Below are 26,798 nucleotides of genomic sequence, written 5' to 3'. Positions count from 1 at the left end.
CCATCAGCACCCGGCCGGAGGCATACTCATCAGCACCCGGCCGGAGGCATACTAAGGTATGAGCGACGCCGACGACTTCCTGGCCTGGGTTAAATCCTCGCTGCATGAGGCGGAACTGGCCCTCCATAACGGCGATTCGGCCCCGCGCCGGGCGCTGTGGTCCCGGCACGAGCCTGTGAGCATCCTGGGCGCGTGGCGGAATGCGTTTGGGCAGCGGGAGGTGGACGAGGCCTTCGCTGTGCTCGAGAGAGCCTTCTCCGACTGCACGTCCTACAGCTTCGAACTGCAGGCGTACGACGTGGCCGGCGCCATGGCCTATACCGCCGGCCTGGAGCATATTTCCACGTCCGTCGACGGTCAGCCGCGCAGTTACACCCTTCGCGCCACCCAGATCTATCGCCGCGAGGACGGCGAATGGAGGGTGGCGCATCGGCACGCCGACACCGTGAACGAGTGACGACGTGACCGGAGGAACGGGGTACGGCGGACCCCACTGGCGGCGAGTCATGGCGGCCCTCGCCAACAACGATGCGCGGACCGCTTACGCCCGGATTGTGTTGGGCGCCAAACTTCCAGATGCCGTCGCTGAGCTGAAGGATCATCGGCGTAACCGTGCCGTCGCCGCCCTTCTTGACTCCGGGCTTGTTGACCGGAATGCTGCCGGCGAACTGGTGGCTTCGGAGTCGGTTTTCCGTGACCTTCTCACGCAGCAACCCCGGCGGCAGCCGCAGGAGGGTGTGGCCCGGTTTATGCGTTTGGGCAGGATCGAGAGGTATCCGGCCAACAAGGCGGAGCGACGGGACCTCCTGGCCTGGATCGTCAGTGAGGCCATCAAGGCCGGTGAGGACCTGACGGAAAAGCAGGTCAATGAACGGCTCCTCAGTTATACGGACGACGTCGTGTTGCTTCGTCGCTACATGGTGGACTTCGGCCTGCTGGAACGGACGCGCTCCGGGTCCTCATATTCCCGGCCCAAAGAGACCTAGTCCGCATGCGGCCGCCCTGACGGTTCCAGCGGCTGCATCGAAGAATGTCGGTGCCTGCTGAGATGCTGTGGGTATGGACAGCAGCACGGCATGGAGCGCGGAGAGCAGCGAGGCGATGGCGGCCGTCGCTGAGTCCACTGCCGTGCTGGCGTCGTATTTCGGTTCCGGCGCGGAACGCGCTGAGGGGCCCGACGGCGGCCTGCCGCCGGGCGCTGATCCGTTGCGGGAGCTGGCGGATGACTGCCTGGACGCCCTGGCCGAGCTGGCCCGGCAGGAAGCCCGGACCGCTGCTTTGAAAGTGCGGCTGACTGCCGAGTACCTGCGGGCGGCCAACGCCCTGGCACCACCGGCGGACTCCCCGCAGGAGAGCACCGCCCAGGAGATGGCCATCATTGCCGAGCTCGCCTGCGTCCTGACCGTCACCGAACGCACCGCCGGTGCCCTCATCTCCGACGCCCTGGCCCTGACCACGGCGCTGCCGCTGACGCTGGCCGCCCTGCACGCCGGGACGATCTCCTGGCAGCACGCCCGGATCGTCGTCGACGAAACCTCCGGCCTGGATCCCGCAGGTTCAGCTGCCCTGGAAGCGCATTTCCTGGACCCCGACGCACCGCTGCCGGCCCGCGGGTGCCCGGCCGGGGAACTGGTTCCTTCCCGGTTCCGGGCCAAGGCACGTACCTGGCGGGAACGCCACCACCCGGTCAGCATCGAAACCCGCCACAGTCGATGCGCCGTGGACCGGCGGGTCGAGTACCAGCCGGACCGGGACGGCATGGCCTGGCTCTCCGCCTACCTCCCGGCCGATACCGCCGCCGGGATCTGGGACCGCACCACTGCCGCCGCCCGCGCCCTCCAAGGCCCGGACGAACCCCGGACCCTCACCCAGCTCCGCGCCGACACCGCCGCCACCTGGCTCCTCGGCGGAACAGGCTCCGGCGGCACAGGTGTGGCCGCGGGTGTCCCGTCCCCGCGGGCGCAGGTCCTGATCACCGTCCCGGTCCTGGCCCTCCTCGGTGCCACGGACGAACCGGCCATGCTCGACGGGCACGGTCCGATCCCGCCCTCGATGGCCCGCCGCCTGATCGCCGACGGCGCCGATTCCTTCCACCGCGTCCTGATCGACCCGCGTGACGGCGCACCGCTGGAAATCGGACGGACCAGCTACCGCCTCACGCAGGCCCAACGCCGATGGCTCCGGCTCCGCGACGGCAAATGCCCCTTCCCCGGCTGCAGCAACCCTTCCCTGGACAACGACGCAGACCACCTCCTGGCCTGGGCCGACGGCGGCACCACCGGAATCTCCAACCTCGGCCAGCCCTGCCCCAAACACCACCACCTCAAACACAGCACCGCCTGGACACCAACCAGTGCCGGCAAGAACAGCCCGCCGGGATGGACCTCACCGGCCGGGCGGCACTACCCCAGCGAACACCAGGACTGGGAACCACCCCACCAGCCGGACGACATCGAGATCGGGGACCTACGCGCGGGCCTGGGACCACCCGCAGATCCAGGACCCCATCCCGAACCGGAGCTACCCCCGGACCCCTTCCCCGAATGGCACCTCTTCACGCCCGGGCACGAATACCTAGCCGCAGACGCGGACGTTGACCACCAGCCCTGGCCAGACGCCCTGGACGATTTCCTTCCGGAGGCGTTACTACTGCAGGGCGCCTAAACCGCAGCGCGCTGCAGGATCCGTCAGCCCGCAGGTGGCGTGAACTGGCTTGCAGTAAACACTGCTCCTTGAGGGTCTCGGATTAGTGCCTCGCGCGTCCACTTGGTTTCGTTCTGGCTCATGACGTGCCCGCCGAGTCGTTCGGCCTCAACCGCCGTCCGGTCCTGGTCGGCAACGGTGAATGAGACGTGCCAGTGGGGTGGTTCATCTGGGCCCTTGGTTGCGATCCAGGCGATGGCGTCCTCGAAGCCGGGCGGGGCGACCAGCCCGGACTGCCTCGCCCTGATGTCCGGATCGGCTGTCGCCTCAAGGTGGTCACCATAGCCTGGCTGGCGGACCATCATCGCGAAGCCCAAGTCGTCGACCTGCCAGCCGAACGCTTCCTCGTAGAACGCAACGGCCACGCCGCGGTTGGCCGTGTGGAGGTCGCTGAAATTCCAGGCCCCTGGCAGATTTACCACTTGTGCCCCTAAGCGTCGCTTAGCCTGCCAGATGCGAAACTCGACGCCCTCCGGATCGGTCAGCGCAGCACTGCGTCCGCCTTCTCCGGCATCTGCAGGTGCCGATAGCACCGTGGCACCGGCGGCGACCAGATGCTGCACAGCGGCGTCCGCGTCCTCGACCGCCACGTAGGTGTTCCACACCGCGGCATCCCTTTGAGTGCCGGCCATCCCGCCGACGTCCTGGCCGTCGAGCTTAGCTATCAAGTAGCGGCCAGGCGATCCCGGCGGCATGACATCCTCGAATGTCCAGCCGAAGAGTCCGGAGTAGAACCCGACGGCCGCCTCGACGTCGGGCTGCTCCGTATCGATCCAACTTGGGACGCCGTGGGGGTAGGTCCGATCGGTCATGTCTAGCTCCCGTCCATGGACAAAGCCTAGCGAGTCAGGGTCCGGCCGGGTAGCCTGCCCGGCGCGGATATCAGGCCACGATTTCAAGGTTCGGGTGGTCAGCCAAAGTGAAGCCCGCCGGCCCTGCTACACCCCTGTTTCAGCAGGCAGCCGTCCGGATTGAACGGCTCGCTGCAGCAGCGCGTGATCTGCTTCCGTCTTGTCTGCATATCTTTTGGCCCAATCTGAGATTGCGTGGTCAAAGACGGCACTCCTTCCCAGATAACCGAGGATGAAGGCACTCCCGGGACTTTGGGAGTGTGCTCGCGCCAGCAGGCCGCCGCACAGCCCGGCGTAGACCGCGGTTTCCTTCGCGTTCATCTCGGTCAGCGTGAAAGATCCTTTCATATCGCGGAACTGCCGGATGTAGTAATCCCGCGGCAGCCCGTCTTCCCCGGGCACGTCCTTTATCCAGCCAAGGAAGGGGTCCGACTGGGCCTGCAGGATTCGTTGGGCGCCCACCACCCGGTATCCCTGACCGCGTGCGGTCAGGTCTGTGACGACGTATTGTGGTGCCTGGTCCACACGCCCGTGGGTTTCCAGGACGGATTTGCCTGCCTCCTTGGCCTGCAGAAACAGCGGCTCTCCGGCGGGACCCTGAAACAGCAGTATCCAACTGCGCGTCCCGACGCTGCCCACGCCCACTAGCCGGCGGGCGTAGTCCACCAGACGATACTGGCTTAGCAACAATGACGTATCCGCCCGAAGGGTGCTCCGATACCGCCGGACAAGTTGCTCCATGGCTGCGAAATCCATGGTTGCCGGGTGGCGGACGATGGGCGGCTGATCGACGATCCTGCGCGCCTCCGTCATCGCTCATGGTGAGTTTGGACAGCACTTGTTCGGACGTCCGCCGCCGGGCTCTTTGCTCTTCAGTCCTGATTCGTTTGTCCGCCAGCGTGTGCAGCGTCCCCAGGACCTCTGCATCAAGCTGAAAATAATACCGCTCAGTCGCTGTGTGGCTGTACAGGACCTTGAGCGCTTGTCGGTAATTTCGCACGCAGCCCTCGACTGCCGTGCGGCACTGCTCTTCAGTGAATGAACAGTTCCGGCCGTTCAACCAGACGCTCGCGGCCAGTCGTTTCACGTCCCATTCCCATGGCGCAGGATATGCCTCATCAAAATCATTGAGGTCAAGAATCAGGCGCCGTTCCGGGCTGGCGAAGAGCCCGAAGTTCGCCAGGTGTGCGTCGCCGCTCGCAATGAGGGTGTGGCCGGTGACGGGCGAGTCGGCGAGATCGTGGGCCATGACCGCCGCTGCCCCGCGGTAGAACGAGAATGGTGTCTCCAGCATCCGACCTACGCGCACCGGAATGAGCTCCGAGAGCCTGGTGATGTGCTGGCTTTCGAGGATTCCGATGGGGTCCCGTTCCGGGACGCCGTAAGCCGCCTGCTCTGTGCGGGGCAACGAGTTCCGCGCGTCCCGTCCAGCAACCCGGGCCAGGGCAATCGAGTCATGATGAGCCGAGCTTGGGATTTTCACGGCCGCAGGGTGCTGGTGAGCGGGAGCCGGCTGGCATCTGGCTTCTGGAATGCCACTGACTTCGACCATGTCCTGGCGAGCATGCCTGCATCATGCCACAACCCTTTTCGCCGGGACAGTGCCCTCGAAACCGTCCGGCTTTGTACCAGGCCCAATGCTTCCGCGAGCATGGTGGTTTGCCGCCCGGACGCGAGAGCGGAACGGCCCCGCACGCGTCAGCGTGCGGGGCCGTTCCAAATTCCTATATGGGAAAACAAGAGGACGCGAAGGAGAAGGACTTAGAAGTCCCAGTCCTCATCTTCGGTGTTGACGGCCTTGCCGATCACGTAGCTCGAACCCGAACCCGAGAAGAAGTCGTGGTTCTCGTCCGCGTTCGGGGACAGCGCCGAGAGGATGGCCGGATTCACGTCGGTGACGGACGCCGGGAACATGGCCTCGTAGCCCAGGTTCATCAGCGCCTTGTTGGCGTTGTAGTGCAGGAACTTCTTGACGTCCTCGGCCAGGCCGACGGAGTCGTAGAGGTCGTGTGTGTACTGGACTTCGTTCTCGTACAGCTCGAAGAGCAGCTCGAACGTGTAGTCCTTGATCTCCTGGCGCTTCTCCTCGGAGACCTTCTCCAGGCCCTTCTGGAACTTGTAGCCGATGTAGTAGCCGTGCACGGCCTCGTCGCGGATGATCAGGCGGATGAGGTCTGCCGTGTTCGTCAGCTTGGCCCGTGAGGACCAGTACATCGGCAGGTAGAAGCCCGAGTAGAACAGGAAGCTCTCCAGCAGCGTGGAAGCCACCTTTCGCTTCAGCGGATCGTCGCCCTGGTAGTAGTCCATGACGATCTGCGCCTTCTTCTGAAGGTTCGCGTTCTCGGTGGACCAGCGGAACGCCTCGTCGATCTCCTTCGTGGAGGCCAGCGTGGAGAAGATGGACGAGTAGCTCTTGGCGTGCACGGACTCCATGAAGGCAATGTTCGTGTACACGGCTTCTTCATGCGGGGTGATCGCATCCGGAATCAGCGAGACGGCGCCGACGGTGCCCTGGATGGTGTCCAGCAGGGTCAGTCCGGTGAACACGCGCATGGTGAGCTGCTGCTCGTCAGGGGTCAGTGTTGCCCAGGACTGGACGTCGTTGGACAGCGGGATCTTCTCCGGCAGCCAGAAGTTGTTGACGAGGCGGTTCCAGACATCCACGTCCTTGTCGTCCTGGATACGGTTCCAGTTAATCGCCTCGACGTGGCTAAGCAGCTTGACCTTTTCGGTCATGTCATCCCCTAAACGTTGGGTTGTTCTTGAAGTTAAGCGTACGACGGCGGGCGGGCGCCCGCCGTCGTACTGTCACGATTTAGTTGAAGATTAGAGCATGCAGCTGACGCAGCCGTCCACCTCGGTCCCTTCCAGCGCGAGCTGGCGGAGACGGATGTAGTAGATGGTCTTGATGCCCTTTTTCCAGGCGTAGATCTGCGCCTTGTTGATGTCGCGCGTCGTGGCGGTGTCCTTGAAGAACAACGTCAGGGACAGGCCCTGGTCCACGTGCTGCGTAGCAGCGGCGTAGGTGTCGATGACCTTCTCGTAGCCGATCTCGTACGCGTCCTGGTAGTACTCCAGGTTGTCGTTCGTCAGGTACGGCGCCGGATAGTACACGCGGCCCAGCTTGCCTTCCTTGCGGATCTCGATCTTGGACGCTACCGGGTGGATCGAGGAGGTGGAGTTGTTGATGTAGCTGATCGAGCCCGTCGGCGGGACGGCCTGCAGGTTCTGGTTGTAGATGCCGTGCTCCATGACGGAAGCCTTCAACTCGCGCCAGTCATCCTGCGTGGGGATGTGGATGTTCTTGAACAGCTCCGCGACCTTCTCGGTCTGCGGCACCCACTCCTGCTCCGTGTACTTGTCGAAGAACTCGCCCGAGGCATACTTGGACTTCTCGAAGCCGCCGAACGTCTGACCCGTCTGAATGGCCAGCTTATTGGAGGCGCGCACCGCGTGGTACACCACCGAGTAGAAGTAGATGTTGGTGAAGTCCAGGCCCTCTTCCGAACCGTAGTGGACCCGCTCACGTGCCAGGTAGCCGTGCAGGTTCATCTGGCCGAGGCCGATGGCGTGGCTCTGGTCGTTGCCGCGGGCGATGGACGGCACCGAGGTGATGTTGGACATGTCCGAAACAGCCGAAAGCGAGCGGATGGCCGTCTCGATGGTCAGGCCGAAGTCCGGCGAATCCATGGTCTTCGCGATGTTCAGCGAGCCCAGGTTGCAGGAGATGTCCTTGCCGGTCTGGTCGTAGGACAGGTCATCGTGGTACGTGGTGGGCTGCGAGACCTGGAGGATCTCGGAGCACAGGTTCGACATGATGATCTTGCCGTCGATCGGGTTTTCCCGGTTTACGGTGTCCTCGAACATGATGTACGGGTAACCGGATTCGAACTGGATCTCCGCGAGGGTCTGGAAGAACTCGCGCGCCTTGATCTTGGTCTTCTTGATCCGGGAATCGTCCACCATCTCGTAGTACTTCTCGGTGACCGAGACGTCGGAGAACGGCATGCCGTAGACCTTTTCGACGTCATACGGGGAGAACAGGTACATGTCCTCGTCCCGCTTGGCCAGCTCGAAGGTGATGTCCGGGATGACAACGCCGAGCGAGAGGGTCTTGATGCGGATCTTTTCGTCCGCGTTTTCCCGCTTCGTGTCCAGGAACCGGTAGATGTCCGGGTGGTGGGCGTGCAGGTACACGGCGCCGGCACCCTGGCGGGCACCGAGCTGGTTGGCGTAGGAGAAGCTGTCCTCGAGGAGCTTCATCACGGGGATGACGCCGGAGGACTGGTTCTCGATCTGCTTGATCGGCGCGCCGACTTCGCGGATGTTGGTCAGCGCGAACGCCACGCCGCCGCCGCGCTTGGACAGCTGCAGGGCGGAGTTGATGGACCGGCCGATCGACTCCATGTTGTCTTCGATGCGGAGCAGGAAGCAGGAGACCAGCTCGCCGCGCTGCTTCTTGCCGGCGTTCAGGAACGTGGGCGTGGCCGGCTGGAAGCGGCCCTCGATGATCTCGTCAACCATCTGCAGGGCAAGCTGCTCGTCGCCGCGGGCCAGGTGCAGGGCAACCATGCACACGCGGTCCTCGTAGCGCTCCAGGAAGCGCTTGCCGTCAAAGGTCTTCAGCGTGTAGGACGTGTAGAACTTGAAGGCGCCCAGGAAGGTCTCGAAGCGGAACTTCTTCTTGTACGCGCGGTTGAAGAGCTCGCGGATGAAGTTCATCGTGTACTGGTCGAGGGTCTCGCGCTCGTAGTACTGGTTCTTCACCAGGTAGTCGAGCTTCTCTTCCAGGTCGTGGAAGAACACGGTGTTGTTGTTCACGTGCTGCAGGAAGTACTGGTGTGCGGCCTCGCGGTCCGCCTCGAACTGGATTTCACCGTTCGGTCCGTACAGGTTCAGCATGGCGTTCAGCTCGTGATAGCCCAGGCCCTTGTAGGCGGCGGGCAGCGGCGGCTTCTCTGCGGTCTTCTCGACGGCGGGCATGGTTACTTCTGTGTCTGCGACAGTAGTGTCCAAAACTTGTCCAATCCTTGATTTACCAGGCGGACGTCTTCAGGCGTCCCCATGAGTTCGAAGCGGTAGAGGTGCGGTATCTGGCATTTGAAGGCGATGATGTCGCCCGCCATGCAGAAGTTGTCCCCGAAATTTGTGTTTCCTGCGCTGATCACTCCGCGGATCAGTGTCCTGTTCTGCGGGTTGTTGAGGAACCGGATGACCTGTTTTGGCACCGAGCCCTCACCGCCGGTCCCGCCGTAGGTGGGAACCACCAGCACGAAGGGCTCGGAGGCCACGAGTTCAGCTTCTCGCTGATGCAGGGGAATCCTGGCCGCATCCCGGCCGAGCTTCTCCACGAAGCGCCGGGTGTTCTCGGAGGCGGAGGAAAAGTAGATGAGGTGACTGGATGTCCGTGTCATCGGCGTCGTATTCGCAGCATCCGCTGCGAGCGGCGCATCGGCAAGTGCCGGCGCTGCCATGGGAGTCACCTCATCTACGTAAAGTTCTGTGCCGGAAGCGGCGGTGAAGCCTGGGCTAGGCCACGGATGCGGCAGCGCTCAGCGCCAGCTCTTCGATCTTGTCCGGGCGGAAGCCTGACCAGTGGTCCTGGTCCGTGACCACGACGGGGGCCTGCATGTAGCCGAGGGCCTTCAGCCGCTCAAGGGCGTCCGCGTCCTGGGAGATGTCGACGCTCTGGTAGGTGATGCCCTTCTTGTCCAGCGCGCGGTACGTTGCGTTGCACTGAACACAGGCCGGCTTCGTGTAAACCGTAACGGTCATGGTTCCTGTCCCCTTTGTTGAAGTCACTGCTTTTTGAAGTCTCTTGTCCATCGTTGCGGTAGACACTGCCCGGAACTGAAACCCCTCATCCGCGCCGGTCCTGCGTCCCGCTCAATCTGTATGTCGATACTACATGTAGTGCACGGCCCCGATGCGGACCCCAAGATGATGTATTACAAGTATGTCATTTAATGCACCGTTAATCCACAGGCAGCGTGGTCAAAAATGTCCGGAATTCAGCTGTTTTCGCGGACGAAATCCACACCCTGTGGAGTAGTTAGCCACAATTAAACGTCCCGCGTGTCGCCCGGTGGACGGCGTGTCGCGACGGTGCGGCGGGCGTGTCGGAAGGCACACAAAAGGGGCCCTGAATGAAGATTCAGGGCCCCGATGTGATGAACGGAACTAGATGTGGTGCTTTGTCGCTGCGTGGTCCAGGACGATCTGCTGGACGTCGAGGTAGCCCGTCTCGAAGCCCGCCCGGGAGTAGCAGAGGTAGAACAGCCACATCCGCTGGAAGATCGCGTCGAAGCCCATGGCCGCCACCTCGTCGGCGCGGGACATGAACCGTTCCTCCCAGAGGCGCAGGGTCTGCGCATAGTGCTCGCCCATGGCAAGGCGTTCCCGGACCCGGAGTCCGGTCTGCTTCTCGGTGATTTCCTCGATGGCCCGGACAGACGGGATGACGCCGCCGGGGAAGATGTACTTGTGCACCCACGTGTAGCTCGTCCGGGTGGCGATCAGCCGGTCGTGCGCGATGGTGATGGCCTGGATGGCCACCTTCCCGCCGGGGGCCAGGACGCGTTCGATCGTCTGGAAGTACGTAGCCCAGTACTCGTAGCCGACGGCTTCGATCATTTCCACCGAGACGACGGCGTCGTACTCGCCTTCCACCGCACGGTAGTCCTTGAGTTCAATGGTGACGGCGTCGGCGTAGCCGGCCTCGGCCACGCGCTGGCGGGCGAGCTCCTGCTGTTCGCTGGACAGCGTGACCGAGTAGACCGTCGCTCCGCGGGCTGCCGCACGAAGCGCGAGCTCGCCCCAGCCGGTGCCGATTTCCAGCACACGCGTCCCCTCGCGTACGCCGGCCTTGTCCAGCAGCCGGTCGATCTTGGCCTGCTGCGCCTCGGCGAAACCGTCCCAGGCAACGTGCCGAAGGGCGTCGCCGCTCTCCGGGAAAAGGGCGCTGGAGTAGGTCATGGTGCTGTCCAGGAAGGACGCAAAGAGCTCGTTGGAGAGGTCGTAGTGCCGCGAGATGTTGGACCGCGTGTTCTGCTCCGTGTTACGTTCCCTGCGCGGCTGGCGCGGCAGGTAGAGGGCCCGCAGTTTCTGCAGCGGCTCGGGCACCAGCGTGCCGACGCGGGCAGCGAAGACCTCCATCACTGCGGTGAGGTCATCGGCGTCCCAGTCGCCGGCCATATAGGACTCACCCAGGCCGATGAGTCCGCCGTCGCCGAGCCGGGCAGCGAACGCTTCGGGACGGTTCATGGTCATCACCGGGTAGGGGCGGCCGGACGCCTCTGCCGCGCCGGGGGCCGCCTTTCCCAGAACGGTCCCGTCGGGGTAGCGGACCTCGAGCGGAAGCCGCCGAACCGCTGCCTTGAAGATGGCGTCGGCAGCCCGGCCGGCAACCCTCGCCTTGAGCGACGAGGGCACCGTGGCAATGCTCGGCCAGATGTCGGCGTCAACCACTGCGGGCGGCTGGGGAACGGTGTAGGGCACTGCGGAGCCAGCGGCGAGGCCGGCGCGGGCGTGGGCGGAACGCTCGTTCGCAGGCTGTCCTGCTGCGGATCCGGTAGCTTCGGTAATGGTCACTGGACTGCCTCCTGTGAGGGGTGGTGTGGTCGTTTGATGATGGGCAGGCGACGTGCCCAGAGCTTGATGCCCTGCCAGCGGATCTGCGCTGCTACACGCAGCGGTGCCAGGGGCACGGCGAGCGCAGCGGAGAGAATGTTCGGCAGGGAGGCGTCGTGGCGTTCGCCGTCGACGGTCGCGATGAAGGGCTTCTGCCCTTCGCGCTCCAGAACGATGGACACCGCGAGCCGCTCCCCCGGTTCCGGGAGCTTCATCCGGTACTGGCCTTCGACGTCGTTGAAGGGGGAAACATAGAACGCCTTGGGCACGCTGGCCCTGCCGGCGTCGTCCGTTTCGAGCAGATAGCAGTGCCGTTCACCGTAGGTGTTGTGCACTTCGGCAACAACGCACCGCAGGTTCCCGACGGCGTCGTGGCACCAGAACAGGCTGAGCGGGTTGAACACGTGGCCGAACACCCGGGCGCTGGCAAGCATGGTGATCCGGCCGCCGTCGGGCTCTATCCCCCGGGTCCGCAGGAACCGCTCCACGTTGCCGCGGAGCGAGCCTTCCGCGTCGCCGAGGTGATCCGAGGCACGGAAATCGGCGAGCAGCCGGAGCGGCCACGGCAGTGACGGAAGCCGGTCGACGTCGACAAACCAGCTGTAGCTGCGGTACGTGAACGCATTGTGCAGCGGCGTGCGGCGCACGTGCGCGATGGAGGTGCGGTAGATGGCCGCCTGGGTGTTCATCAGGCGCCCTCCGCGGCGACGCCCGCCAGTGCGGGACCGGAAACGCCGGCCGGCTGTTCCCAGTCCCGGCCGAGCCGGGCGGCGGCCTTGACCCCGGAGAGCGCTCCGTCCTCGTGGAAACCCCAGCCATGGTACGCGCCGGCAAAGGCAAGGCGCCCGTCCCCCAGTGCGAGGACCTGCTGCTGGGCCCGGAGCGAACCGGGGGTGTACTGCGGGTGTTCGTAGACCATCCGGTCCAGGACGGTGCCGTCGGCGATGAGTTCGGACTCACCGAGGCTCACGATGTAGCGCCCGCCGTCAGCGGGCTCGAGGCGCTGCAGGCGCGTCATGTCGTAGCTGACCAGCACCTTGTCCGGACGTGCATCGCAGGACGGCAGCCGGTAGTTCCAGGACGCCTGCGCATTGGCGCTGGCAGGCAGCACGGCTTCGTCGCGGTGGAACAGCGTCTGGTTGACCGAGTAGGGCATTCCGCCGAGCGCCTCCTCCTCCGCCGGTGAAGCATCGGCGAGCATGCGCAGCGCCTGCGCGGGATGCGTGGCAATCACGACGGCGTCAAAGGTTTCCGTACCGTGCGGGGTGGTCAGTTCAACGCCCTCCCCGTCGCGTCGCACCGCCGTGACCGGACTGGACAGCCGGATGTCTGGCAGCGTGGCGGCCAGCTTGTCCACGTAGGTGCGCGAGCCGCCCTTGACCGTCCGCCACTGCGGGGAGCCGGAAACTCCGAGCAGGCCGTGGTGGGCCAGGAACGTAAACAGGTAGCGGGCCGGATAAGCCAGGGCAGTGGTGGGGTCGCAGGACCAGACGGCGCTCACCACGGGGGTCATGAAGTGCGAGATGAAGTAGCTGCTGAACTTCTCGCGGGCGAGGAACTCCCCCAGCGTCAGTTCCGGGTCCGTGTTGCCCGATGAGTCTCCTGACGCGGCGGTGCCGGACGCTGCCAGCAGGGCGCGGGCACGGCGGTGGAAACGCGTTACTTCCAGCAGCATCAGCAGGTACCTGCCGCGCAGCAGGGTGGAGGGCCGCGGGATAATGCCGCGCCCCTTGGCGCGGGCACCGGCATATTCGAGGCCGCAGCCGTCGCAGCGGACCGACATGCTCATCTCGGAGTCCTGCGTCTCCACCCCCAGCTCCGCGAAGAGCCGCAGGAGAGTCGGGTAAGTGCGTTCGTTATGCACGATGAAACCTGTGTCCACGCCCAGGACCGGGCCGCCGGCCTGCGGGACGTCGTGGGTGTGGGCATGGCCGCCCAGCCGGGAGTCGGCCTCGAACAGGGTCACGTTGTCCCGCCGGTTCAGGACATAGGCTGCGGTCAGCCCTGCCACGCCGCTGCCAATGACGGCTACCCGCCGGCCGTCCGGAATCGTTGCTGCTTGCGACACTGATCTACTCCTGTTGGCTTCGCCTGAATCGTCCTGATGAATCGTCTTATGGGCAATTCGTCACCGAAGGGCGCCCGGATGACTGCGAATTTCAGCCGGGCGCCTTGACGCGATTCTTCCCCATGGACACGGCCCGTCCGCGGCGACATTCCGGGGCCGCGGGGCGATATGCCACAATGAAGCGGGATTTCCGAGGCGAAGGACAACCATTGATCAACCCTGTTCACCTGCGGACCCTCGTGGAGGTCACCCGCCTGGGTTCGTTCGCGGCTGCCGCCAACCGGCTGGGCTATACGGCGTCGGCTGTTTCCCAGCAGATGTCCGCCCTGGAGCGGGACACCGGCGTGGACCTCTTCCAGCGTTCAGCCCGGAGCATCCAGCCCACCGAAGCCGCCCTGGTGATGACGCGGCATGCCGCCAAGGTCCTGACGGACATCGAGGCCCTGATGGCCGCTGCCTCCCGGACGCACGACGCCACCCACCAGGAACTGAGGCTCGGCATCTTCCCCAGCCTGGCAACCTATGTGCTTCCCCGGATCCTGCAGAACCCGAAGTGGAAGGACCTGGGCATCGACCTCAGGGTGTCCGTGGCGGAGCCGTCCCAGACCATCCAGGGGCTCCGCACCGGCGGCGAACTCGATGTTGCCCTGGTCTACCAGGTGGGCCAGTCCGGCCTGGCGTGGCCCCACACCGTGAACCGGCAGTGGATCGGCGACGACGAATTCCGCGTGGTGCTGCCCGCGGCCTGGGGTTTCCGCGCCGACGCCAAGGTGGCGGCGGACCACCTCTCGGACATGCCGTGGATTGTCCATCACCCGGGCACCAGCGACGCCACGGTTATTGAACGCCTGTTCGCCAGCTGCAACCTGCACCCGCGAGTGGTGGCTTATAGCGACGACTTCCACGCGAGCCTGGAAATGGCAGCCGCGGGCCTGGGTGCCGCGCTCGTGCCGGAGCTGGCCCTTCGGCACCGGCCGGCCGGGGTGGTGGTCCTCGATGTTCCGGAGATCAGGCTTGCCCGCAACGTGTTTGCCCTGCTGATCAACGACAAGCAGACGGCACGCGTCCAGCTCTTCGTCGAACTGTTGGCCGACACCCTGCACAGCCTGGGAGCCACGCGCTAGGATTCGCGGGCCCGGAAGCGGCGGGCCTTGGAACGCAGGATTTTCGGAAGCCCCGGCGCCCGCCCGGCGAACGACATCAGGGTGGTCACGAGTTTGTCCTTCGCCTTGCCGTAGGGCGGATAGGCAAGCCCGAAAGTGTCCGGCCATAGCGGCTTGTCCAGGCTGGCCCGCTCATGCGAGAACGTCCGCACGGAATGTTCGCCGTGATAAGCCCCCATGCCGCTGCCGCCGACCCCGCCGAACGGGAGTCCCGGGACCGAGACGTGCGCGGCCGGCGCCCCGTACGCAAGCGCACCCGATGAGGTTTCGGCAGCGAAGGAACTGCGGACTCTGTCATCGGCGCTGAATACATAAACCGCCAGCGGCTTGGGGTCGGCATTGATCATCCGGATGGCCTCGTCCTGTCCTGACACAGCCACCAGTGGCAGGAGCGGGCCGAAGATTTCCTCGCCCAGGATTGCGTCCCCGGGGGCTGGCCGCAGGAGGGTGGGCGCAAAGTAGCGGCTGCCGGGGTCCCGCTGGCCGCCGTGGACCACGGTGCTGCTGTCGGCCAGCTCAGCGAGCCGCTCGAAGTGCCGGTCATCAACGATCCGGCCGTAGGAAGCGCTGCCCGCAGGATCCTCGCCGAACATGGAGGTTATGGCGTCCACGATCAGCGGTTGGAGGGCGTCCAGTATTTCGGGTGCTGCCAGCACATAGTCCGGAGCCACACATGTCTGGCCGGCGTTCACGAACCGGCCCCAGGCAATGCGCCGTGCAGTGGTGGCCAGGTCGGCGGTTTCGTCCACGAAGGCCGGGCACCGGCCGCCCAGTTCCAGGGTCACGGGAGTCAGGTGCTCGGCTGCAGCCCGCATGACGACACGGGCCGCTGCCTGCCCGCCGGTGAAGAAGATGTGGTCGAAACGCTCCGCCAGCAGCGCGGTGGTTTCCGGGATACCGCCGGTCACCACCTCCGCGGCGCCGTCGAGGTATTCAGGCACCCAGCGGGCCAGGGCCGCCGACGTGGCGGGGGCATGCTCGCTGGGCTTGACCACCACGGTGTTGCCGGCCGCCAGTGCTCCGGCCATGGGTGCGAGGGTCAGCTGGACCGGGTAGTTCCAGGTCCCGATCACCAGCACCACACCAAGCGGAGTCAGCTCGGTCCACGCCCGCGCGGGTTGCAGGACAACAGGCACGGCCACCGGGCGGGGCCGGATCCACGCCGCCAGGTGCCGTTCCAGGTGGGCGGCTTCCGCGGTCACAAAGGCAATTTCGGTCATCACGGACTCGGTCCGGTGCTTCCCCAGGTCGCTGGACAGTGCAGCGATGAAATCCTCACGCCGTTCCGTGAGCATCCTGCGCAGGTTGCCGAGTTGTTCGAGGCGCCACGCCAGCGGGCGGGTCACCCCGCTGTCGAAGAGCTCGCGGGATCGGGCGACGGCGGCGGCAGTGTGCATCCGATCAATGTACCCGCGCCGGGATGCAGCCGGGTTGCAGCGCGGGGATACAGTCCCAGAAAAAATCCCGGATGCTGGAATGGACTGCCCGAGAGGGCTATGTTGAAGATATGAACAAGGTAGCGAGCCGGCACTTTGGTGAAATCGAGCTCAACCACGGCCGGGACCACAACATCGCAGCGAAGCATGAACTGGGCGGCCAGCCGGTAGAGCTGGACTTGAACATCAATGCCCACGACCACTTCGACGAGGCGGCCATGCACAAGGTTGACTACCGGCTGCGGTACCTGCCCGAGCTCGTGGACCAGGTCCGGGACATGATCGCCGAGGAACTGGAGCAGGAGGGCACCAGCCCCCAGGAGTACCGGCACTTCCACTGCAACGCCATCAAGGACGAGCACCTCAAGAAGGTGTTCGGCGTGGAGGACAAGAGCCAGCTGACCAATGCCGTGTTCCTGAAGGCGCTGAAACTTGGCCACGTGGGCATCTACCCCGGCCAGCCCGAACGCTACTTCGTCCTGGATTTCACCCTGGGCGAGCACTTCACCGACGAAGTCCTGGTGGCGTCCGCTGACGAGGACGGTGTGGTGGACGACGAGATCGTCTGGGAGTCGTAAAGCGCTGCATCGACTGCTCCGCAACGGCCCTTTTGAACCGTCAAAACGGCGGTTGCTCAGCAATCGATAGGTAAAGCACGACGGCGGCCGGTCACCTGAGGTGACCGGCCGCCGTCGTGCGTTGTGCGGTGGTTGAGCGGGCAAAGCCCTACTTGGCTGCCTGCAGCAGTTCCGCGCGGACCGTCTTGGTGGCCGTGACCAGGTTGCGCAGGGACTCTTCGGTCTCGGCGTAGCCGCGGGTCTTCAGGCCGCAGTCCGGGTTGACCCAGAGCTGGCGGGACGGAACGTGCTTCACGGCGGTGCTGAGCAGCTCGGTGACTTCCTGCTCACCCGGGACGCGCGGCGAGTGGATGTCGTAGACGCCCGGGCCAACGCCGCGGCCGAAGCCGTGGGACTCGAGGTCGTGGACAACCTCCATGCGTGAACGTGCGGCCTCGATCGAGGTGACGTCAGCATCCAGGCCGTCGATCGCGTCGATGATGGCGCCGAACTCGGAGTAGCACAGGTGGGTGTGGATCTGCGTGGCGTCGGCCGCACCGGCGGTGGCCAGGCGGAACGAGTTCACGGACCAGTCCAGGTAGGCAGCCTGGTCGGCCTTGCGCAGGGGCAGGAGTTCGCGCAGTGCGGGTTCGTCCACCTGGATGACCTTGATGCCGGCCGCTTCGAGGTCAGCGATCTCGTCGCGCAGCGCCAGTCCCACCTGGTTGGCGGTTTCACCCAGCGGCTGGTCGTCGCGGACGAAGGACCAGGCCAGGATGGTGACCGGACCGGTGAGCATGCCCTTCATCGGCTTGCTGGTCAGCGACTGGGCGTATTCGGCCCAGGCCACCGTGATGGGGGCGCTGCGGGTGACGTCGCCCCAGAGGATGGACGGACGCGTGCAGCGTGAGCCGTAGGACTGGACCCAGCCGTGGACCGTAACGTCGAAGCCTTCAAGGTTCTCGGCGAAGTACTGGACCATGTCGTTGCGCTCGGGCTCGCCGTGCACCAGGACGTCATAACCGAGCTCTTCCTGCAGCTCCACGACGCGCTTGATCTCGTCCTTCATGAGCTGCTCGTACTGCTCGTTGGTGAGGTCGCCCTTGTTGTTGCGGGCGCGGGCCGAACGGATTTCGGAGGTCTGCGGGAAGGAACCGATGGTGGTGGTCGGCAGCGGCGGCAGGTGCAGTGCCTCTTCCTGGGCGGCTTCGCGGACCGAGTACTCGGAGCGGTTGAAGTCGGCCGGGGTCAGGGCGGCGGTGCGCGCACGGACGTCGGCGCGCTGCACGCCCTCGGCGGCGGCGCGGGAGGCGATGATGCGGGTAGCCTCGTCGATGGCCCGCTGCACTGAGCTTGTTTCAACACCGGCAGCGTCGCTCAGCAGGCCGGCGAGGGTGGCAACCTCAACGGCCTTCTGGTCGGCGAACGCCAGCCAGCTGCGGAGCTGCGCGGACAGCTGGGCTTCTTCCTCGACGTCGTGCGGCACGTGCTGCGTGGAGGTGGAGGTGCTGATGGCGAGCTTGGCCACGGACTTCTTCAGTTCGGCGATCTTCTCCGCAGAGGCGGCGAGATCGTTGCGCCAGATGTTGTGGCCGTCCACGACGCCGGCAACCAGGGTCTTGTTGCCCAGTGCGGCGAGTGCCGCTTCGGACGGAACGGCGCCCTTGAAGACGTCGATGTGCAGCGCGTCGATGTTGGTGGCGGCCAGGGTGCCGAGCTGGCCGTTCAGTGCGCCGTACGGCGTGGAGACGAACAGCTGCGGGCGCTGGGCCACAGCGGACAGGACCTCGTAGGAGCGGGCGACGGCGGCCTGGATTTCCTCGGCGGAGGTGTCCTGGTCGACAACGAGGGCGGGCTCGTCGAGCTGGACCCAGCTGGCACCTGCGGCGGCCAGCTTCTCAAGTAGCGCGGTGTAGACCGGCAGGACGTCCTCAAGGCGGGACAGCGGGCTGAAGCCGGCCGGGGCGTCGTCGGAAGCCTTGCTCAGCAGCAGGAAGGTGACCGGACCCACGATGTACGGGCGGGTCTCCACACCGTTGGCGAGGGCGTATTCGAATTCCTCGACGATGCGGTTGGAGGTCAGCGCAAAGTTGGTCTCCGGGCCGATCTCCGGAACCAGGTAGTGGTAGTTGGTGTCGAACCACTTGGTCATTTCCAGCGGCTGTTCGTCCTTGTTACCGCGGGCCAGCGTGAAATAGCCGTCGATATCCAGCTGCCCCTCGGCGTTGAGGAGGTTGCCGAAACGGGCCGGGACAGCGCCGAGGTGGGCGACGGCGTCGAGCACCTGGTCATAGTAGGAGAAGGTGCCCGGAACAGCGGCGGCTTCGGTCAGGCCCAGGCCCTGCAGGCGCTTGGCGGTGCCCAGCTGGATTTCCTTGGCAGCGGCGTCCAGGGCGGCGGCGTCGATCTTGCCGGCCCAGTAGGCTTCGACGGCCTTCTTCAGTTCGCGGCGGCGGCCGATGCGCGGGTAGCCCAGGATCGAGGCGGCGGGGAAGGGAGTGGTCACGGCCGGGGTGTTCTGCTCAGTCATGTGAAAGTCCTTGGATGTGTTGGTGAAAGGCATGGGTGTATTACGGCTGGGAGTTTTGGTGCAGGGGCCAGTTTTGGCGGGCGGAGCTGACGGTTGGGACCGGCTTCTAGCTCGCCATTTCCTGGTGGCGGCGCGCAATGGCATTGAGCCTGCTCGCCGGACGGACGGGACGGGGCAGGGCCAGCTTGTCCAGGACCTCGAGCGCGCAGGCGTGCTCGTTGAAGGTGTACAAGTGGATTCCCGGCGCGCCGGCGTCCAGGGCGGCATTGGCCAGGTCCACTGTTGCCCGGACCCCGATCAGCCGTCGTTCGGCGTCGGTGTCCGCAGCGGCCAGCCGCGCCATGAGTTCCGGAGCGGGTTCGACGCCGGTCAGCTCGCCCAGGCGGTTGAGCCGGCGCACGCTGGTCAGGGGCATCACACCCGGAATGATGGGGATGGTGACCCCCGCACGGCGGGCCCTCGTGATGAGGTCGGCGTACTGCTCGGTGTGGAAGAACACCTGCGTGATGGCGAAGTCCGCACCGGAGCGCTGCTTGGCCAGCAGCACCTCGACGTCGTGGGCTTCCGTGGGTGACTCAGGGTGCCGGGTGGGGTACGCGGCAACGCCGACCGCCACCTTGCCGGCACAGAGCAGCGCTGAACGGCGCTGCTCCACGCGGCGGATCAGTTCGATCAGGTCCTGGGCGTACCGCAGCGAGCCGCTGGCAGGCGTTCCGCCATCCTTGGGCTGGTCACCACGGAGGGCCAGGATCCCGCGGACGCCGACGTCGAGCAGTTCACCGATGATCTCGGAGAGTTCCTCCGGTGTGTTGCCCACGCAGGTCAGGTGGGCCAGCGGCCGGAGGGTCGTTTCCAGCAGGAGCCGGTTGATGAGTTCGACGGCGGTGTCCCGGTTGGAGCCGCTGGCGCCGTACGTCACGGAAACGTAGTCCGGGTCCGTGGCTTCCAGTTCGCCAATGGTGGTCCAGAGCGACGCGGCGGCAGCCGCCGAACGCGGCGGGAACAGCTCATAGGAAAGAGCCACCGGAGCGGTGTCGGAGAGATTCGGATGTGTGTCAATAAGGCTAGGTGGAGACATTTGCGTCCTTGGCTTTGGGCCATTGCCGGCATGTGCACCTCGGTCCAGGGGACCTCGGAGACGCAGAACCGTCAATGAATTTGAGTTTGGGAACACGGAGTGAACTTCGGCAGGGCGCAGCCGCGACTGTTACGCCTGATAAGAAGTTGTCCGTGAGCAAATGTCAGGCCCACATGGGGGCACCCACACCCTCCTGGCGGAGGATCGCTGACACGTTACCTCGGTAACTTGTATAAGACTCTAGGGCCCGGCCCGGAGGCGTTCAAGCTGGCCCCCGAATTAAGACGCACCTTTACGCTCTGTTGCGCCGCCGCGTAGAACATTGTTCGCCGAAAGGCCGCAAAATGACTGTAGCCCCTGTCCTACCCGTCCAGCGTGCTCCTAGCATGGCTTAAAGAGCAGGTAAGGAGGCTTCGTCCATGACCGGCTTCGGACCCCCGCGGTACCTGACGGCCTTGATCCTCAAAGCGTTTAACGGATGGCTGGCCACTGCGGTTGCCTATCACGCCGTCCTGCGCCCGCATCACGTCTGCTGGGGGGCCACGCAGGCGGAAGCGGAGGCATCCATGCCGGGAGACTCCCTGGTACCTGACCCGTTCGTGGTTTCCACAAGGGCCGTTTCCATTCACGCCGCTCCCGGCAGCATCTGGCCGTGGCTGGTGCAGATGGGAGACGGCCGCGGAGGCCTTTACAGCTACGATTTCCTGGATCGCACGTTCGGAATATTGAGCGGCCCCAGCGTCAACCGGATCCTTCCCGGGTTTCAACAGCTCAGGGCAGGCGACGTGATCCCGCTTGGCAGGGGTCCGGACTGGCCGGTCGCCGCCCTTGACCACGAACACCACATGGTGCTGGAACCTGTGCCGGCACGCGTCAGCTGGTGTTTCGCCCTGGACCCGGACACGAACGGCACCCGGCTGGTAAGCCGCGTGCGGATCAGGATCTACACCCGGACCGTCCTGTGGGTTCTTGCACCGCTCATCGATCTGGCCTGGTTCATCATGGAGCGCAGAATGCTCCTGGGCATACGCCAGCGTGCAGAGCGGCTGGAAACTACCAAAGCCCGCGAACAACGGTGAAGATCACCAGGGCCTGTCCGTGCCGCTCCCGGCATCGTTGTTACCCAGGTATTCGTCCCGTTGCCTGCCGCCGTTTCGTTCCCGCTGCGCGGACTTGGCGGACTCCTCCAGCTTGTCCAGCTGGCTCTGCTGCGGTTCCGGATCGGGCTGCGGCTGCTTTTCTGCGCCGTTCCCGGTTTCAGCGTCGGGCCCCGCGGCGCCAAGCTTTTCCGCTTTGGACTGCAGCCGTTCTTCCGCTCCGCGGAGCCGGTCACCCTCACCGTCTGCGCCGTTGGCATTGTCCTGGCTTTCGTCCGGGTTGAAGCAACCCTGCGGAGCCGCCCTGATGACCTCCAGGCCTTCGTCATACAGGCGGGACGCATCAGCGGCCGACTGCGCGGACTTGGCGGCATCGGCGGGCATGGCGGCGTCGGCTGCCGCCGTTTCCGCGTCCGCCAGCCGTTCAATGCTGAGGACCAGGTTGACGCGCACCTTGCACTCATCGGCTGGCGGAGCGTCAGCAAGGGATGCTTCAAAGAGTTTGCGGGCACCGCTGAAATCCCCGCTGAGCACCAGGGCGTCGCCTGCGGCAAAGGGCGCCTTGTGCCGCTCCACCACGTTGGCAATGCCCAGGCCGGACGCCGCGGAAGCCGCGCCGGCCTGGTCGCCGCGGCCGAATGACGCCGCCGCTTCGCTGCCCAGACAGCCGACGCTCAGAAGCTTGACAGCGAGCGCCACGGCAACCAGCAGGGGCGCTGCGGATAGCAGCAGCAACCTGCGCCTCCGGTGCTTGTCGCGGCCCGGCAAGGCTGACGGGCTCTTTTCGGGGTTCATCGGCCGAACTCCGTTCTTCCGGGCCGGAGTTGCTTCAACTGGCGGAGCACGCGGATGCTTTCCCACAGCGCAAGGATGAACGCGGCCAGTGCCGGGGCCCAGTAGAGCTCCGTCCTTCCCTCGAGTGACTCCGAGGTCTCGTGGAGCGCGCCGGGCCTGGCCGCCTGCATCATCGGGGCCGTCCCGTCCCCGGCCGCGCGGTGGAGGTAGGGCACGCCAAGCTGTGACGCCACTTCCCGGAGGGTGTCCTCGTCGATTCGGGACACGGCGTCCCCGGCGTTGCCGGCACTGTGGTCCTGGATGTAGGCGGCGGTACCCTCGGACGAATAGCTGGATTTTTCCTTCATCCGTCCGCCTTGCCCGGTGCCGTAACCAAGCACCGCGCCGCCGTTGACCAGCGAGCCTTCAACGCGCATCGGCTCCGGCGCCTTGCCGCTGGTCTGTTCGCCGTCGCCGAGGTAGTAGACAATCCGCGCCCGCTCAGGGTGGCTGTCCCTGGCAGCCTTGAGCCGCTCGTTGAGGACAGTCCCGGCCACAGTGACGCTGCTGCCCGTCGAATACTGGGTGATCTGGGGTTCCAACACGCCGGTGAGGGTGTTGAGGGCTGACGTGTCCGTGGTCAGCGGCATCCGGACCACCGCCTGGGAGTCGAACGTGATCAGGGAAAACCTTGCCCCGGCCAGCTCCCCTGCGATGGCCATGATGTCCTTCCGGACGCCGTCGAGCCTGGGGCTGCCGTTTCCGTAGTCTTCGGCCGCGATGCTGCTGGTGGTGTCGACGACGAAAAAGACATTCAGGTCGGCGGCTGCTGACCGGACGCTGCCGCCGGGCACGCCCGGCCGGAGCGCCGCCAGCAGCAGCAGTGCCATGAGGCCGGCGGGCAGCAGCAGGCCGTGGAGTACTGCTCCAGGCTGCCGGCTCCGGACGGCCGTCCACCCCAGGACAACGACGAGCCCGGCAAGAGCGGGAAGGATGATCCACCACGGCCAGATGGGTTGGAAGGTCAAGACCTCAGCCTCCAGGTGGCGCCTGCCAGGACCAGGCCGGAGACCAGGGCGATGCCCAGCGGGATCTCGGCGCGGTCCGAAACGACGGCCTTCGGGGCGGCGGTAAAGGCGGTGGCCTCCGTCGATTGAACCTTGCGGATGATATCCGCGACCGCGTCCGGACTGTCCAGGGGGTAGTAGGCCCCGCCTGTCCCCTCTGCGGCCGCACGCAGCTCGGCACCGGGTTGATCGGGGTCCGTTCCGTAGTCGAAGTCCCCCGGGTTGAGGGCGTAGACCCGCACGTCCTTCTTTCTGGCCAGCGCTGCCGCTTCGGTCAAGGTGAAGATGGGTTCGCCCGAGACGAAGTTGTCGGTGGCCAGGACGACGGAACGGGACCGCTCCTCCGAACCGCCGCTTCCGTCCGCGCCTCCCCCGTCAGTTGCCGGGAAGCCCTGCACGCATGAGGCCAGGCCGTCCCCGATCAGGGAGGATCCGGCACCGTTCCACGTGCCGTCCAGGAATCCGGCGCTGCCGGGCGCGCCGTCAAATGCCTCCCTGGCGGCCTGCAGTTGTTCCTGCACGAAGTCGTAGTCGTCCGTCAAGGGGAAGACCTGCACCGCGCTGCTGTCGAAGACGGTCAGGCCCAGCCGTTCGCCGTCGAATCCCTGGGCCAGGCGGGCGAAGACCTCCACGACCGCCGCGTCGGCGCTGCTCATGGATCCGGAGGCGTCAAGGCACAGGATGATGTCGCGGTTGCGTTGCTCGGGACTGATGGTGCTGCGCCCGGCCGGCCTGGCCGCGGCCACCAGGGCTGCAGCCATCAGGACTCCCCCGGCGATGGCAGCCACCGTGAGCCAGCGGCGATGGCGACGCACTGCCGCCTGGTACTCCGGCAGTTCGGTGAGCCGGTGGCCGTGGGCCACCGGCCGCAGGGCGGCTTGGCGGCCCTGTTCCCGTTTCCGGGCCAGCCAGTATGTCCCCGCACCAAGGAGCAGGGCGGCCGGAATCATCCACCAGAAGATCAGTTCCATGTCCGGACCACCTCCCGGGCTGTTTCCGCGGCAGCCGCGACAGGGTCCCGGGGTTCAGGGGCGCGGGGTTCCGGGTCCCGGGGTTCCGGGTCCCGGGGTTCCGGGTCCCGGGGTTCAGGGTCCCGGGGTTCAGGGGCGCGGGGTTCCGGGCCTTCAGGGCCGAATTCCGCGGGATAGAGGCTGCTGACGGCCAGGGCGGCCGCGGGAATGTTCTGTTCGCGGAGCTCTGCCAGGGTCATCCGCGGGGCGTCGATGCCGGCAATGTCGCGGACAAAGCTCCTGATGAGCAGGCTGAGCTCCTGGTGCGAGGCGCGGGCGGACAGCCTGCCTGTGGCGGCCGCGGCTGCCACCGCGTCAATCCGGCGCAGGTAGTCCCGTTTGAGTCCGGACGGATCCGACGGCGGCCCGGAGGCGGGAGCCGTTATTGAGCTGTCTTGTTGCCGGGTGCTCAGGAAGACGTATGCAAGCCAGGCGGCGGCGAGCACCAGCAGGACCAGACCGGCCCACGGCAGCCAGGGGCTGTAGCTCAAAGGAGCGTAGAAGCCTGCGTCATTTTCCACGGCGGTGCCGTTCCAGCAGGGTGAACACCGCGGGCATCACGTCATGGCTGCTGCCTGCCTGGACGTGGGCAATGCCCAGCCGCCGCAGCACGGATTCCCGGGCCGCATCCCGCTGCTCCTGTGCCGCCGCGTAGGCGCGGATCACAGTATCAGATGCCGCGAGGCGGCCGGGAAGGAGGCCGGCGTCCGCAACATCGTAGCGGTCGGCAGGCGGGCCGGCCGTTTGTGCCCCCGCCGCTTCCGTTCGGGCCGGCTGTAGCCCGGCAGGGCCGGCCCCCGCCAGCTGTGCGTCGCGTACCGTCAGCCAGAGGACCTCGTGCTGGGCGCGCAGACGGCGCAGCACCCGCTCCATCCCGGCGTCCGGCACCACTTCGTCGGCCACCACGAAGAGCAGCATGCGCTGGCCGAAGTTGCGTGCCACGTAGGAGAGCTGCTCGCCGATGCTGCTGCGGGGCGAGGTCAGTGCCGTGCTGTCGTTGACTGCGCGGAGGAGCCTTTCCAGGTGCGCTTCACCGGCTTTCGCGGGCAGGGACCGGGATTCGGCCTCGTCACCGCACACCAGCCCCACCACGTCGCCGTGACGGTGGGCCAGGTAGCCCACCACCCCCAGGGCCATCACGGCAACGTCCTTCTTCGCTTCGCCGCCGAGCGAGGAAGCAGCCATATTGCGTCCGGTATCCGTCACCAGCAGCACCGTCTGCCGCCGCACGGCAACATAGCGCTTGATGAGCGGGGATCCGTGCCGGGCGGAAGCTTTCCAGTCGATGTCGCGGACTTCGTCTCCGGGAAGGTAGGCCCGGAGGTCGTCAAAGTCGAGGCTGCGGCCTTTGAAGACGGAACCGTATTCGCCGTCGAGCATTCCCCGGGCTTTGCGGTGGGCGAAGATGGACATCTTCGATTTCACCCGGGTCAGGAGGCTGGACACAGGCGCGCGCTCAGGGAGTCTGGACGGATGCCACGATGGCGTCGATGACCGTCTCCACCGGAACCTGCTCCGCCACCGCCTCGAAGCCGAGGATGATCCTGTGCCGGAGCACACGGTGGGCCAGCGCCTTCACGTCCTCGGGGATCACGTGGTCCCGGCCGTTCAGGAGGGCGACTGCGCGGGCGGCCTGGCTGAAGGCGATGCTGGCACGCGGGCTGGCTCCGAATTCGATGAACCCCGCCAGCCGGGAGTCGATGTACTGGGCGGCGTTCCGGGTGACGAACACCAGGCCGACGATGTACCGGACGATCGCCGGGTCGATGTAAACGCGCTTGACCAGTCCCTGCACTTCCGAGACCGCGTCCAGCGACGCGGCGGCGGCCGGACGCTGTTCGTCGGTGAAGACGCCCGAATCGATCCTGCGGATGATCTCGGCCTCTTCGGCCGGCGTGGGGTAGTCAAGGACGTCTTTGAGCATAAAACGGTCCATCTGTGCCTCGGGCAGCAGGTAGGTGCCCTCCTGTTCGATGGGGTTCTGCGTTGCCAGCACCAGGAACGGGCTGGGCAGCCGGTGCACCACTCCCCCGATGGACGTCTGCCGCTCCTGCATCGCCTCGAGCATGGCACTTTGTGTTTTTGCACTGGAGCGATTGATCTCGTCCAGGAGCACAATGTTGGCGTGCACCGGCCCCAACTGCGTGACGAACGTTCCCTTGGCCGCATCATAGATCTGGGTGCCTACGATGTCGCTGGGCAGGAGGTCAGGGGTGCACTGGATCCGCCGGAACTCGGCACTCACGGATTCCGCGACTGTCTGCGCAGCGGTGGTCTTCGCCAGCCCCGGGACGCTTTCCAGCAGGATGTGGCCGCCGGTCATGAGTCCTACCAGCAGCGATTCCCGGAGCCTCGCCTGCCCCACGACCTTCGCGTCGAAGCTGCGCGAGATGCTGGCCATGACCTGCTGCGCCCGGGCCAGTTCCGCCGCTTCGATCCGGACGGCGGCCGTTGACTGAAGCACTCGAAATCCCCCTGGTTGCTGTTCGTGGACGGCCGCTGGTGCTGCCGGACCCTCTGGCGGTCACAACGCGTCCGCCACGGGCCATCCTATCCAAGCCGTGGTCCGCGGATTCTGCAATGGGGAACCCTCCCCATGCGGGCCGCTCAGGACTATCCTGATGGCATGATTCAGCTTCCAGCCAGTTACCAGGAGTATCTCGCCGGCAAGAGCGAGAGTTTCATCAACACCGTCCGGCCGATCCTTATGCAGTCTGCGGCGGAGAAGTTGCATGGGGTCAGGGTCCTCTACAACCCGGGGCCCACCGGCCACCAGGCCCATCTGGATGACACGATCCCGTTCGGAACGGTTGTCGAAGACATCGACTGATAGCC

General features: G+C 65.7%; 25 protein-coding genes and 1 pseudogene. 7 read left to right on the top strand and 19 right to left on the bottom strand.

Translation table 11 applies throughout. The features are described from left to right. The first annotated feature begins 58 nt into the window (after positions 1–58). From BS38_RS0100625 to BS38_RS24070, 3 genes are all read left to right on the top strand, one after another. Positions 59–457 carry a nuclear transport factor 2 family protein gene (locus tag BS38_RS0100625; protein ID WP_028269037.1) on the top strand — a complete coding sequence of 133 codons (399 nt, stop codon included), beginning with the start codon at positions 59–61 and terminating at the stop codon, positions 455–457. Positions 458–461: 4 nt separating this feature from the next. Further along, positions 462–986 (top strand): DUF2087 domain-containing protein, encoded by a 525-nt coding sequence (locus BS38_RS0100620; protein WP_028269036.1) that lies wholly within the window; start codon positions 462–464, stop codon positions 984–986. A gap of 73 nt (positions 987–1,059) precedes the next feature. After that, positions 1,060–2,664 carry an HNH endonuclease signature motif containing protein gene (locus BS38_RS24070; RefSeq protein ID WP_081818765.1) on the top strand — a complete coding sequence of 535 codons (1,605 nt, stop codon included), beginning with the start codon at positions 1,060–1,062 and terminating at the stop codon, positions 2,662–2,664. Between the two features lie 23 nt (positions 2,665–2,687). Here the strand turns inward: BS38_RS24070 and BS38_RS0100610 are convergent, their stop codons facing one another. The 10 genes and pseudogenes from BS38_RS0100610 to BS38_RS24060 form a co-directional block, all read right to left on the bottom strand. Then, positions 2,688–3,515, bottom strand: coding sequence for a VOC family protein (locus BS38_RS0100610; RefSeq protein WP_028269035.1), 828 nt, complete (start codon positions 3,513–3,515; stop codon positions 2,688–2,690). A gap of 126 nt (positions 3,516–3,641) precedes the next feature. After that, positions 3,642–4,367: a DUF2252 family protein gene (locus BS38_RS27540; protein ID WP_231510973.1), complete on the bottom strand. Its 726-nt coding sequence runs from the start codon at positions 4,365–4,367 to the stop codon at positions 3,642–3,644. 55 nt (positions 4,368–4,422) lie between these two features. Beyond that, positions 4,423–4,848: pseudogene (locus BS38_RS27930) on the bottom strand (DUF2252 family protein); the annotation flags it as partial. A 467-nt stretch (positions 4,849–5,315) separates the two neighbouring features. Then, the gene (gene nrdF, locus BS38_RS0100600; RefSeq protein ID WP_028269034.1) at positions 5,316–6,290 is read right to left on the bottom strand and encodes a class 1b ribonucleoside-diphosphate reductase subunit beta; all 975 of its coding nucleotides are present in this window, start codon (positions 6,288–6,290) and stop codon (positions 5,316–5,318) included. 90 nt (positions 6,291–6,380) lie between these two features. Then, entirely contained in the window at positions 6,381–8,537 is a 2,157-nt protein-coding gene (gene nrdE, locus BS38_RS0100595) for a class 1b ribonucleoside-diphosphate reductase subunit alpha (protein ID WP_197024877.1), read from the bottom strand. A gap of 2 nt (positions 8,538–8,539) precedes the next feature. Next, positions 8,540–8,968 (bottom strand): class Ib ribonucleoside-diphosphate reductase assembly flavoprotein NrdI, encoded by a 429-nt coding sequence (nrdI, locus tag BS38_RS0100590; RefSeq protein WP_051628681.1) that lies wholly within the window; start codon positions 8,966–8,968, stop codon positions 8,540–8,542. 115 nt (positions 8,969–9,083) lie between these two features. Further along, complete coding sequence (nrdH, locus tag BS38_RS0100585) at positions 9,084–9,329, bottom strand: glutaredoxin-like protein NrdH (protein ID WP_011692201.1); 246 nt, start codon at positions 9,327–9,329, stop codon at positions 9,084–9,086. A gap of 405 nt (positions 9,330–9,734) precedes the next feature. After that, the gene (locus tag BS38_RS0100580; protein ID WP_028269031.1) at positions 9,735–11,144 is read right to left on the bottom strand and encodes a class I SAM-dependent methyltransferase; all 1,410 of its coding nucleotides are present in this window, start codon (positions 11,142–11,144) and stop codon (positions 9,735–9,737) included. Beyond that, complete coding sequence (locus BS38_RS0100575) at positions 11,141–11,872, bottom strand: DUF1365 domain-containing protein (RefSeq protein ID WP_028269030.1); 732 nt, start codon at positions 11,870–11,872, stop codon at positions 11,141–11,143. The genes BS38_RS0100580 and BS38_RS0100575 overlap by 4 nt, the downstream gene beginning before the upstream one ends. Continuing rightward, on the bottom strand, positions 11,872–13,251 hold the full coding sequence (locus BS38_RS24060) for an NAD(P)/FAD-dependent oxidoreductase (protein ID WP_043437312.1): 1,380 nt from the start codon (positions 13,249–13,251) through the stop codon (positions 11,872–11,874). Before BS38_RS24060 ends, BS38_RS0100575 begins: the two co-directional genes overlap by 1 nt. Before the next feature lie 209 nt (positions 13,252–13,460). On the opposite strand from BS38_RS24060, the gene BS38_RS0100565 reads away from it, so the two are divergent. Next, positions 13,461–14,375: a LysR family transcriptional regulator gene (locus tag BS38_RS0100565; RefSeq protein ID WP_028269029.1), complete on the top strand. Its 915-nt coding sequence runs from the start codon at positions 13,461–13,463 to the stop codon at positions 14,373–14,375. Here BS38_RS0100565 and BS38_RS24055 read toward each other — a convergent pair. Next, positions 14,372–15,811: an aldehyde dehydrogenase family protein gene (locus tag BS38_RS24055; protein ID WP_051628654.1), complete on the bottom strand. Its 1,440-nt coding sequence runs from the start codon at positions 15,809–15,811 to the stop codon at positions 14,372–14,374. The genes BS38_RS0100565 and BS38_RS24055 overlap by 4 nt on opposite strands. 110 nt (positions 15,812–15,921) lie before the next feature. Here BS38_RS24055 and BS38_RS0100555 point away from each other — a divergent pair, with 110 nt between their 5' ends. Next, positions 15,922–16,428, top strand: coding sequence for a DUF2004 domain-containing protein (locus BS38_RS0100555; RefSeq protein ID WP_028269028.1), 507 nt, complete (start codon positions 15,922–15,924; stop codon positions 16,426–16,428). A 148-nt stretch (positions 16,429–16,576) separates the two neighbouring features. Here BS38_RS0100555 and metE read toward each other — a convergent pair whose 3' ends face one another. Continuing rightward, positions 16,577–18,937, bottom strand: a complete 2,361-nt coding sequence (metE, locus tag BS38_RS0100550) for a 5-methyltetrahydropteroyltriglutamate--homocysteine S-methyltransferase (RefSeq protein WP_028269027.1) — start codon at positions 18,935–18,937, stop codon at positions 16,577–16,579. Between the two features lie 106 nt (positions 18,938–19,043). Then, a complete protein-coding gene (locus BS38_RS0100545) occupies positions 19,044–20,015 on the bottom strand; it encodes a methylenetetrahydrofolate reductase (protein WP_028269026.1) in 972 nt (323 codons plus the stop codon). 419 nt (positions 20,016–20,434) lie between these two features. Between BS38_RS0100545 and BS38_RS24050 the strand changes: the two genes are divergently transcribed. Then, positions 20,435–21,094, top strand: a complete 660-nt coding sequence (locus tag BS38_RS24050) for a hypothetical protein (protein ID WP_081818764.1) — start codon at positions 20,435–20,437, stop codon at positions 21,092–21,094. A 3-nt stretch (positions 21,095–21,097) separates the two neighbouring features. Here the strand turns inward: BS38_RS24050 and BS38_RS0100535 are convergent, their stop codons facing one another. The 6 genes from BS38_RS0100535 to BS38_RS0100510 are packed head-to-tail and all read right to left on the bottom strand — an operon-like array spanning position 21,098 to position 26,427. Continuing rightward, on the bottom strand, positions 21,098–21,907 hold the full coding sequence (locus tag BS38_RS0100535; RefSeq protein ID WP_051628653.1) for a hypothetical protein: 810 nt from the start codon (positions 21,905–21,907) through the stop codon (positions 21,098–21,100). Continuing rightward, positions 21,904–22,914 carry a VWA domain-containing protein gene (locus BS38_RS0100530; protein WP_156037031.1) on the bottom strand — a complete coding sequence of 337 codons (1,011 nt, stop codon included), beginning with the start codon at positions 22,912–22,914 and terminating at the stop codon, positions 21,904–21,906. The genes BS38_RS0100535 and BS38_RS0100530 overlap by 4 nt, the downstream gene beginning before the upstream one ends. Beyond that, on the bottom strand, positions 22,911–23,924 hold the full coding sequence (locus tag BS38_RS0100525) for a vWA domain-containing protein (protein WP_028269023.1): 1,014 nt from the start codon (positions 23,922–23,924) through the stop codon (positions 22,911–22,913). Before BS38_RS0100525 ends, BS38_RS0100530 begins: the two co-directional genes overlap by 4 nt. After that, positions 23,915–24,484: a hypothetical protein gene (locus tag BS38_RS0100520; protein ID WP_028269022.1), complete on the bottom strand. Its 570-nt coding sequence runs from the start codon at positions 24,482–24,484 to the stop codon at positions 23,915–23,917. Before BS38_RS0100520 ends, BS38_RS0100525 begins: the two co-directional genes overlap by 10 nt. Next, entirely contained in the window at positions 24,474–25,409 is a 936-nt protein-coding gene (locus BS38_RS0100515) for a DUF58 domain-containing protein (RefSeq protein WP_028269021.1), read from the bottom strand. The genes BS38_RS0100520 and BS38_RS0100515 overlap by 11 nt, the downstream gene beginning before the upstream one ends. A 10-nt stretch (positions 25,410–25,419) precedes the next feature. Beyond that, on the bottom strand, positions 25,420–26,427 hold the full coding sequence (locus tag BS38_RS0100510) for an AAA family ATPase (protein ID WP_028269020.1): 1,008 nt from the start codon (positions 26,425–26,427) through the stop codon (positions 25,420–25,422). A gap of 162 nt (positions 26,428–26,589) precedes the next feature. On the opposite strand from BS38_RS0100510, the gene BS38_RS0100505 reads away from it, so the two are divergent. Then, entirely contained in the window at positions 26,590–26,793 is a 204-nt protein-coding gene (locus BS38_RS0100505) for a hypothetical protein (RefSeq protein WP_231510972.1), read from the top strand. Positions 26,794–26,798 lie beyond the last annotated feature (5 nt).

Source organism: Arthrobacter sp. UNC362MFTsu5.1, assembly GCF_000685965.1.
GTDB lineage: Bacteria > Actinomycetota > Actinomycetes > Actinomycetales > Micrococcaceae > Arthrobacter.
Note: the sequence above shows the minus strand (reverse complement) of the source record. Positions and strands in the feature narration are given on the sequence as shown.